Raw genomic sequence first — 8895 nt, forward strand, 5'->3', positions numbered from 1 at the left:
TTGGAGGAAAAATGAAGAATGAATAAAGATGAGTTTATCAAACAAGTAAAAGGCGGTTTGATCGTTTCATGTCAAGCATTGCCAGGGGAACCACTTTACACAGAACAAGGTGGCATCATGCCACTGATGGCTGTGGCAGCCAAAAGAGCAGGTGCAGTTGGGATTCGCGCTAACTCAGTTCGTGATATTAAAGAAATTCAAGCGGCAGTTGATCTACCAATTATCGGTATCATCAAAAAGAATTATCCGCCAGAAAAACCATTTATCACGGCAACGATGAAGGAAGTCGACGAACTTCACGAAACTGGAGTAGCTGTGATTGCTTTGGATTGTACTTTACGCAAACGTCATGATGGGAAAACGGTCGCTGAATTTATCAAAGAAATTAAAACCAAATATCCGGATCAATTGTTAATGGCTGATACTTCAATCTTTGAAGAAGGGAAAGAAGCTTACGAAGCTGGGGTTGATTTTGCGGGGACGACCTTGAGTGGCTATACCGAAGAGAGCGTTAAAACTGATGGTCCCGATATCAAATTGATTCAAAGCTACATTGATGCCGGTATTCCAGTGATTGCGGAAGGTAAGATCCACACGCCAGAACAAGCTAGAAAGATTCAAGATATGGGAGCTACTGGAATCGTCGTTGGCGGTGCAATCACACGGCCAATGGAAATTGCACAACGTTTTATCGGGGCACTTAATTAAAAATAAGGGGTAGATAAATATGTTCAAGAAATTTTCACAGTTAGGAAGAGCCTTCATGTTGCCGATTGCTATCTTACCGGCAGCTGGTCTTCTTCTAGGTTTGGGTGGCGCCTTAACTAATGACGCTGCCGTTAAAGCATATCCGTGGTTGAATGCAGCTTGGCTGCAAACGATTTTGAAAGTTATGAGTTTTGCCGGTAATGCGGTTTTCTCAAATATTGCGTTGATATTCGCCGTTGGTCTAGCCGTCGGGTTAGCCAATGGTGATAAAGGTACTGCCGGTCTTTCTGGTGCCGTTGCTTTTCTAGTATACACAGCTACGATTGCCGGATTGATTCAACTGTTCTCTCCTAAAGGAACGACAGTCGATACTGGTGTTGTTGGTTCGATCGTTATTGGTGGTATGGTTTCATATTTGCACAACCGATATCGGAAAATTGAATTGCCACAGTTTTTAGGATTCTTTGGTGGATCAAGATTTATTCCAATTATTACTTCTTTTGCAGCAATTTTTATTGGCGCTATTTTTTACATGATCTGGCCTCCAATCTAAAACGAAATGATCGTTGTCGGTCATGCTATCGCTAAGATGGGAAGCATTGGTACTTTCTTGTATGGCTTCTTATTACGTTTGTTGGGTGCCGTAGGATTGCACCACACAATTTATCCATTATTCTGGTATACATCACTTGGTGGAACGGCTTCAGTTGCCGGTCACACGGTAGTTGGTGCTCAAAATATTTTCTTTGCCCAACTAGCTGATCCAAACCACGTTGGTTTATTCACATACGGAACTCGTTTCTTTGCTGGTCGTTTTGCAACTATGATGTTTGGTTTACCAGCTGCTGCTTTGGCTATGTATCGTTCACTTCCAAAGAAAAACAGAAAGAAGAACGGTGGTCTTTACTTGAGTGGTGGTTTGACATCATTCTTAACTGGTATTACAGAACCACTAGAATATACTTTCTTATTCGTAGCTCCATGGTTGTATGTTATTCACGCCTTTCTTGATGGATTATCATTCTTCTTTGCCGATATTATGAATATTAGAATTGGTAACTCCTTCTCAGGTGGTTTGATCGATTACTTACTATTCGGTGTTTTACAAGGTAAGGATAAAACTAATTGGCCAACAGTTCTCTGGTTCGGATTGATCTGGGCCGTTGTCTATTATGTAGTCTTCAGATTCTGTATTACGAAGTTCCACGTTGCTATTCCGGGCATGGAAGATGATGATAGCGACAGCAATGCACCTTCTGAAAGCAAAGCTGATAAAAACTCTAGTTTACACGCACAATCGCAACAAATTATTGATGCGCTAGGTGGTTCAGAAAACATTCAAAGCGTTGAAGCCTGTGCAACTAGATTAAGAATTGCGGTCGATGATAATACTAAAGTTGATAAACAAGTGTTGAAAGATTTAGGAGCGACAGCCGTCTTAGATGTTAGCGGTGGTTTGCAAGCCGTTTACGGTGGTAAAGCTGACCTTTATAGTCAGGAAATCAATGGTATTTTAGGAACTGATGAATAGGAGCGAAAATTATGGGATTATTTGGATTTGGAAAGAAAAAAATTACCGAAACATTGTATGCTCCGGTAATTGGTAAAGTACAAGCTTTAGAGAATGTCAGTGATCAAGTTTTCGCTCAAAAGATGATGGGAGAAGGATTTGGCGTCGTACCAAGTGAGGGTAAAATCTATTCTCCAATCGAGGGGACGGTTACTTCAGTTTTTAAAACTAAACATGCAATTGGCTTCAAAACGCCGACTGGTTTGGAAGTCATGGTTCATATGGGACTTGATACCGTTGACTTAGAGGGCAAACCATTTGAAATTTTGGTCCAAGAGAATGATCAAGTAGGAGTCCATACGCCAATTGCTAATATGGATCTCCAACAAGTGAAAGATGCGGGCAAAGATACCGTAGTTTTAACAATCATCACGAACACGGCCAATAAAGTAGACAATGCCGATTTAAAAGTTAATGATTCAACTGAGATAAACGATGGATCAGAAGTGATGGTTGCCACGATTAAATAATAAGTTTCACCCTTCATTTCTTAAATTTAATATAAAAGTACATCAAAAAGGTTCGATCTTGGTTATTTTTCAAGTTTGGTTGTTCATTGTCGTCTTCCATGCCAGACTAAACGGTTTTTTATTTGTTTTACATTAGTAGTATTAAAATCTTAGATCCAATGATTCGATATTTTATTTAAATAAAATAGGCCATCCAGTTGTTTTTAGGGGATGACCTATTTGTGTGTCTAAATAATTGTATATAACTAAAGTTCAGAAAGAGCCGTTTAATTAGAAATTGAATTTTTAGTCTTCATTATCGGAAAAATCAAGCATTGGTAAAGTCATGGCGGGAAAACCACTGGCTGTGGTCATCATTGCTACCATGGGGCGAAGATAAGACAATAAAATCGAGGCACCTTCGTTTTGTAGTAGTTGTAGAGCCTCGTCATCGGATAATTGGTCAGATACTTGAAACAGAGTCATGATTCGGCCTGTAATTTGGTAAGGCGCGTTGTCATCGTCGTTGTTTAAGAAAACTGTTAAGTAAACGGGGATATCATCGTTAAAATCAATCTCTGTGGTATTGGGCATTTCAACTATCGTGTTGATGTCGGAACTATCGGTTGCATTTTCAAAATCAAAGTCGTCATTCACTTCAAAATCGAACTTGAGAACTGTGGGATCTTCAAACTGTAAATACTTACCTTGGGCATTCATAATTCTACTCCAGTCATTTTCCCCAATCGTATCATTCCATCAGTAAAAAAGCATTATTATACAAACGTTTGGCCAATCTATTTTTTAATTGGCATTTCCAAACGTAAGACAGCCGAAGTGGCATTGGAAAAACGAATATCTTCGCCCAAATTTATTTCCCAAAGTTGGTCGGTCACTTGAAGATTGTGGTCAGTAATATATTTTTTTAGAACAGTTAGGCCATGGTGGACATTTTTGGCATTATTGTCGGTATCGCTGTTTACGTCAACCGCAATATATTCCCCAGCTGGACGTTTGATAGTCGAAACTAATTCGTCGTTTACAGGTAGACTGGATTCTTTGATCAAACTGAAAATTGAATGATCGAACAATTCTAAGTCAATCTTGGGTAGGTCGACCAGAAAACCGGAGCAAGTTCCATTGATACCAGTAAAGTGATCCAAGTGATCGTAGAAAACGGAGAAAGTTTTGGCAATCAACTGGGGTGAGCAATCGTCCAAGTTAATTGATTTCCAGTAGAAAGCTTCCTTATTGACGTGAACGTATGGCTGGTACAAGTGAAAATCGCTACGTTGGGCCATATTCGTCATCCGTTGATTGAGTTGATCGTTTATTTTTAGGAGATCACTGATTTGGTCGTTGATCTTGGATTTGAGATTCATTAGTAATTTATCGGGTGATTCTTTTTTATCAAGCGAACTGACTTGTTTGATCTCATCGATCGATAATCCCAGTTTGCGTAAAGCTAAGATGAATGAAATTTCGTAAAGTTGGTCGTAGTCATAGAAACGATAACCTTCTTCATTGACGTGAGAAGGTTTGAAGAGACTTTTTTGATCGTAAATAATTAATGTCCGACGAGTAGTGTGGGCAAGTTCAGCAAATTCAGAAATCTTTAGCATAAAAATATTTTCCTCTTTCAGTTGACTGTAACATTGGGTCACAGTTTAACATGATTTTTGTAACAGGGAGGTAACAAGATGATTACAATTGTGTATGCACATCCATGGGATGGTAGTTTTAATCATGCGGTACTTGAGGAGACGATCAAAACACTCAAGCAAAATGGCCAAGAATATACGTTGATCGATTTGAATAAAGATGGTTTTAATCCAGTGTTGACTGAATCAGAATTATCAGTTTACGGTAAGAGCGGCTACAAGGACCCATTAGTCGACAAATATATCAAAATCTTAAAAGCAACCGATAAAATAGTGTTTGTCTTTCCAATCTGGTGGATCGGTGCACCAGCAATTTTGAAGGGGTTCTTTGATAAAGTATTTTTGAAAGACAAGATTATCAGTTTTGAGAATCCTAGTATGACTAAAGTTAAGAAAGCTTTGTTGTTGACGACTTCTGAATTAACAACCGATGCTTTGGTCAATGAGTTTACTGATCCAATTAGAGTTTTGAATTATCCAATCAAATCAATGGGAGCTAAAGAAATTCTCTGGCATAATTTTGGTAATATCATTTTGTCTGAAGAGCCTGAGCGAGTTGATTATTTGAATAATGTCAGTGGATTTGTTGAAGAATTATTGTAATAAAAAAATCGAATTCTTAATTGAATTCGATTTTTTATTTATGCAGTTTGTTTTTCTAAAGTAGGCTCTTCCAAGATTTCACCAAGAACTCGATCAGCAACCAAGCCAATTTGACCAACGTTGCGATTCTTAGGACAAGTTTCTTCATAAGAATTAGTCGAGTTCTTCATAACTACGATACGGTCGGCCATTCGTGCAGCTTCTTCAACATCGTGAGTTACGAGGATAGTGGTTAGATTTTGTTTCTGACAAATATCTAAAATCAAATCTTGCATTTTGCGTCTAGTCAAGGCATCCAAGGCACCCAACGGTTCATCCAAAAGTAGAATTTTAGGATCGGTCATCAAGGCTCGAGCCAAAGCGACACGTTGTTTTTGACCGCCGGATAATTGGTTGGGGAAGTGGTTTGCGTAGTCGCCCAATTCGACTAGATCAAGTAGTTGACGAGCATGCGCTTTAGTATTTTTATCTTTTGAGCCAAAAGATAAATTGTCTAAAACGGACATCCAGGGAAGTAGTCGATCCTCTTGAAACATTACTCGCATCAAGGAATCAGTCGAAGAATCGTTGATGGTAACGGAACCGCTAGTTGGTTGTTCTAAACCAGCAATCAAGCGTAACAAGGTACTTTTACCACCACCACTCATGCCTACTAGAGCGATGAATTCGCCTTGTTTGATATCGAGTGAGACATCGTGCAGTGCGGTAGTATTATCATAAATTTTATTAACATTTTTAATTGTAATCATTGAATTATTCATTAAGCATTACTCCTTCCAGTGTGTTGCCAATCTAATAAGAGACTTTCAAAACTCTTGGCAACTAAATCAGAAATTTTTCCAAGAACGGCATAAACGACAATACATAAGACGACGGTTTCCATATCCATGAAGTCTTCGGCGTTGTTAGCCATGTAGCCGATACCCGAACTAGCAGAGATCGTTTCGGCAACGATCAAAGTTGTCCACATAACACCTAGAGCGTAACGGATACCAACTAGGATCTGTGGTAAAGCAGCTGGGAAAATAATTTTGAAAAACATCTGGCTTTTAGTTAGTTGATATGATTTTCCCATTTCGATCAAGTCAGGATCGACGGAACGAATACCGTGAAAAGTGTTGATATAAACAGGGAACATGGTTCCGATAGCGACCAAAGAAATTTTAGCTGATTCGTTGATTCCTAACCAGAGAATGATTAGGGGAATAAGGGCTAAATGAGGGATGTTACGGAACATTTGAATCGAGGAATCGAACAGTAGGCGGAAAGTATTCGACATACCGTTGATAAATCCCAATACAAAGCCGATTCCACCACCGATCAAGAGTCCAACCGTAGCACGGTAAAGACTGATACTGAGGTTCTTAGGTAATTCACCTGAAACCGTCAGTTTAATGCCATCTTGAAGCACAGCCATCGGTGATGGTAAAACGGAACTTGATAGCCAGCCTAGAGTGCTGCTGACTTGCCAGAATAAAATTACGATGATCGGAATCAAAAAGGGTAAAATTTTATCGACTGGCAGGTGAAAATTTTTACGAGTAGTTGTTAAAGTAACCGGTTTTTGCATCGATTACGCCTCCTTTAGCTGTTGACTCACTTCTTGAGCTAGAAGTGTACGTTGAATTTTCCCAGTCGCATTTTTAGGTAAGTGGGTACTGAAAATGTACTTAGTAGGTCGTTCAACAGGTAATAATTGCTCATTTGCTAATTCATTCAACAGAGCTAATTGGTGGCGATGATCGTGACTTAGTTTCTTAGGTACGATAACAGCGGTAACAGTTTCACCATAAATCAAATCAGGAGTTCCAATTACGGCGATTTCACGGATAAATTTCAAGTCGATCAGGCAATCTTCAACAGCAAGTGGGTTAACATTTTCGCCACCGCGGATGATCATTTCTTTACTACGTCCCGCGATATGAAGATAACCAGTTTCGTCTAGTGAACCTAAATCACCGGTCAAAAGCCAACCATCGTGGAAAGCTTCCGGCTGTGGGTCAAGATAATGCGTGATGACATTGTCGCCTTTCAAAGCGATTTGCCCAATCAAGCCATTGCCGAGTTCATTGAAATCTTTATCGAGGATTTTAATTTTCATACCGGTAATGGTACCGACAGTATTTTGTCGTGGTAACTCCAAAGGATTCTGAGCTATTTGACTAGCTGCTTCGGTCATACCGTAACTTTCAATTAAAGGAACCTCAAACCGGCGACTGAATTCTTGATGGATGCTTGGAAGCAAAGGGGCTGAAGCAGTTCGCAGAAACCTAAGATTGTTGTGCTCTGGTTGTTCATCTCTTTGCAAAAGAATCGCAATAATGGCTGGTGTGAGTGAGATCCAAGTTACCATTTCACTACTAACTTCTTTCCAGAAGAGGTGGGCGCTGAACTTGGGACGGAACAATAATTGACCGTGAGACAAGCGGGTTGCTAAGTTGGAAATGACCATCGCATTGATGTGAAACATTGGCATTAAGATAAAAGTTCGATCTTGGTCGGTTAATTTCTCACTGTCGATAACATTGAAAGCACCGGCCAATAACTGTTTATGAGTAAGCCCAACTCGTTTAGGTTTGCCAGTTGTACCAGAAGTGTGCATGATCAAAGCGATATCTTCATCGTCTGGTACTTCGATAGGGTGGTGCGTGTGGACGTCGCGTAAATAAATTTGAACTTCGGGTTCGTGTAAAGTTGTGAGTCGAGGGTGGTTAGTAAACGTATCATTTAAAATCGAAAGTTTCTTAACATCTGAGTTAAGAATGAGAGCTGAATAATTATATTGATCCTCCAGCTCACTGATTTGAATTTCAGTTGAATCGGGGTTTATCGGTTGGACGATAGCGCCAACTTCCCATAAGCTTTGAATCACTAAAGTATAAGTAACGGAATTAGTTAAGCTGACTAGGACGACATCATTTTTGCCGATGCCTTTATTTTGCCAGTAGTTTTTCCAAACGTTTTCTTCTAAGTTAAGTTCGCTGCCGCTGTACCAGTGTTGATTAGCATCTTGCATCAAAGGACGGTTAGCACCAGCGATTAATTGTTGTTGTAGTCTTTCAGTAAGTTCTGACATATGTATTTACCAGAGAGCGGAGCAGAACGGGAATATCTTCGCTCGTTTAGTCCTTTCGTTTGATTGAATAAACATAGTTTACAAGGATTGGTCTTTGGCAACTACTTAGGTTTGATAAGGTTTAAATAAGAATTTCTTAGAAAAGGAGGGGTGGTAGCTTGGTTGTTGGTTCACTGCCGTCTTCCATGAAATTCTGGTGGACGCTGGAACGCAGTGAGAGCAACTTGGAGCCAATTTAAAAATTGTCTTCAAGCTTGTCTGTCTCTAACCTGGCAGAGAAACGCCAGCTAAGAGACACCACGGCTGAGCATCCACCAGAATTCCATTCCAGACTAGAGGGTTTAAGGATTTTGGGTTTTGAGATATTAATATAGGCAGTTTTGTTAAATATCGACAATATGACTTGGTTATAGGTTCACTGCCGTCTTCCATGAAATTCTGGTGGATTGCTGGAACGCAGTGAGAGCAACTTGGAGCCAATTTAAAAATTGTCTTCAAGCTTGTCTGTCTCTAACCTGGCAGAGAAACGCCAGCTAAGAGACACCACGGCTGAGCATCCACCAGAATTCTCATTCCAGACTAGAGTATTTAAGGATTTTTGGTTTTTGAGATATTGATATAGTCAGTATTATTAAATCTTCAATATTTATTAGTAAAAATTTAAACCACACAAGAAAGACCGTAATTCTTAATTAATTTAGGAATTACGGCCTTCTTATATTTAAAACATATCTTTATGTAACTAATAACTTTACTTGAATATTATATATAACAACTAAACAACGAAAACCCTAGCCTGGAGAGCAAAAGCTGATGGGCTCAGTAGTG

At 39.5% G+C, this 8895-nt stretch carries 8 protein-coding genes and 1 pseudogene; 4 read left to right on the plus strand and 5 right to left on the minus strand.

Going from position 1 to position 8895, the window contains the following annotated elements; translation table 11 throughout:
* Positions 1–18 precede the first annotated feature (18 nt).
* The 3 genes and pseudogenes from FD29_RS10835 (at position 19) to FD29_RS11855 (ending at position 2748) form a co-directional block, all read left to right on the plus strand.
* Complete coding sequence (locus FD29_RS10835) at positions 19–708, plus strand: N-acetylmannosamine-6-phosphate 2-epimerase (RefSeq protein WP_057888929.1); 690 nt, start codon at positions 19–21, stop codon at positions 706–708.
* Positions 709–727: 19 nt separating this feature from the next.
* A pseudogene (locus tag FD29_RS10840) lies at positions 728–2239 on the plus strand (PTS transporter subunit EIIC).
* Positions 2240–2250: 11 nt separating this feature from the next.
* Positions 2251–2748 (plus strand): PTS sugar transporter subunit IIA, encoded by a 498-nt coding sequence (locus FD29_RS11855; protein WP_057888930.1) that lies wholly within the window; start codon positions 2251–2253, stop codon positions 2746–2748.
* A 285-nt stretch (positions 2749–3033) separates the two neighbouring features.
* On the opposite strand, the gene FD29_RS10850 is transcribed toward FD29_RS11855, so the two are convergent.
* Both FD29_RS10850 and FD29_RS10855 read right to left on the minus strand, forming a co-directional pair.
* Positions 3034–3447, minus strand: coding sequence for a protein-export chaperone SecB (locus FD29_RS10850; RefSeq protein ID WP_057888931.1), 414 nt, complete (start codon positions 3445–3447; stop codon positions 3034–3036).
* A gap of 77 nt (positions 3448–3524) precedes the next feature.
* Positions 3525–4349, minus strand: coding sequence for a MerR family transcriptional regulator (locus tag FD29_RS10855; RefSeq protein ID WP_057888932.1), 825 nt, complete (start codon positions 4347–4349; stop codon positions 3525–3527).
* A gap of 78 nt (positions 4350–4427) precedes the next feature.
* On the opposite strand from FD29_RS10855, the gene FD29_RS10860 reads away from it, so the two are divergent.
* On the plus strand, positions 4428–4991 hold the full coding sequence (locus tag FD29_RS10860; RefSeq protein ID WP_057888933.1) for an NAD(P)H-dependent oxidoreductase: 564 nt from the start codon (positions 4428–4430) through the stop codon (positions 4989–4991).
* A gap of 38 nt (positions 4992–5029) precedes the next feature.
* Here the strand turns inward: FD29_RS10860 and FD29_RS10865 are convergent, their stop codons facing one another.
* From FD29_RS10865 to FD29_RS10875, 3 genes are read right to left on the minus strand one after another with little or no spacing between them, the layout of a single operon-like run.
* Positions 5030–5752 carry an ABC transporter ATP-binding protein gene (locus FD29_RS10865; protein ID WP_057888934.1) on the minus strand — a complete coding sequence of 241 codons (723 nt, stop codon included), beginning with the start codon at positions 5750–5752 and terminating at the stop codon, positions 5030–5032.
* Positions 5752–6561 carry an ABC transporter permease subunit gene (locus FD29_RS10870; protein WP_057888935.1) on the minus strand — a complete coding sequence of 270 codons (810 nt, stop codon included), beginning with the start codon at positions 6559–6561 and terminating at the stop codon, positions 5752–5754. Before FD29_RS10870 ends, FD29_RS10865 begins: the two co-directional genes overlap by 1 nt.
* Before the next feature lie 3 nt (positions 6562–6564).
* Complete coding sequence (locus tag FD29_RS10875; RefSeq protein ID WP_057888936.1) at positions 6565–8067, minus strand: AMP-binding protein; 1503 nt, start codon at positions 8065–8067, stop codon at positions 6565–6567.
* Between the last annotated feature and the right edge of the window lie 828 nt (positions 8068–8895).

This window comes from Companilactobacillus mindensis DSM 14500, assembly GCF_001434275.1.
GTDB lineage: Bacteria > Bacillota > Bacilli > Lactobacillales > Lactobacillaceae > Companilactobacillus > Companilactobacillus mindensis.

Excerpts from the sequence above, each read along its gene's own strand:
- FD29_RS10835 (WP_057888929.1), top strand. The coding sequence starts at position 19 with ATGAATAAAGATGAGTTTATCAAACAAGTAAAAGGCGGTTTGATCGTT.
- FD29_RS11855 (WP_057888930.1), top strand. The coding sequence starts at position 2,251 with ATGGGATTATTTGGATTTGGAAAGAAAAAAATTACCGAAACATTGTAT.
- FD29_RS10850 (WP_057888931.1), bottom strand. The coding sequence starts at position 3,447 with ATGAATGCCCAAGGTAAGTATTTACAGTTTGAAGATCCCACAGTTCTC.
- FD29_RS10855 (WP_057888932.1), bottom strand. The coding sequence starts at position 4,349 with ATGCTAAAGATTTCTGAATTTGCTGAACTTGCCCACACTACTCGTCGG.
- FD29_RS10860 (WP_057888933.1), top strand. The coding sequence starts at position 4,428 with ATGATTACAATTGTGTATGCACATCCATGGGATGGTAGTTTTAATCAT.
- FD29_RS10865 (WP_057888934.1), bottom strand. The coding sequence starts at position 5,752 with ATGAATAATTCAATGATTACAATTAAAAATGTTAATAAAATTTATGAT.
- FD29_RS10870 (WP_057888935.1), bottom strand. The coding sequence starts at position 6,561 with ATGCAAAAACCGGTTACTTTAACAACTACTCGTAAAAATTTTCACCTG.
- FD29_RS10875 (WP_057888936.1), bottom strand. The coding sequence starts at position 8,067 with ATGTCAGAACTTACTGAAAGACTACAACAACAATTAATCGCTGGTGCT.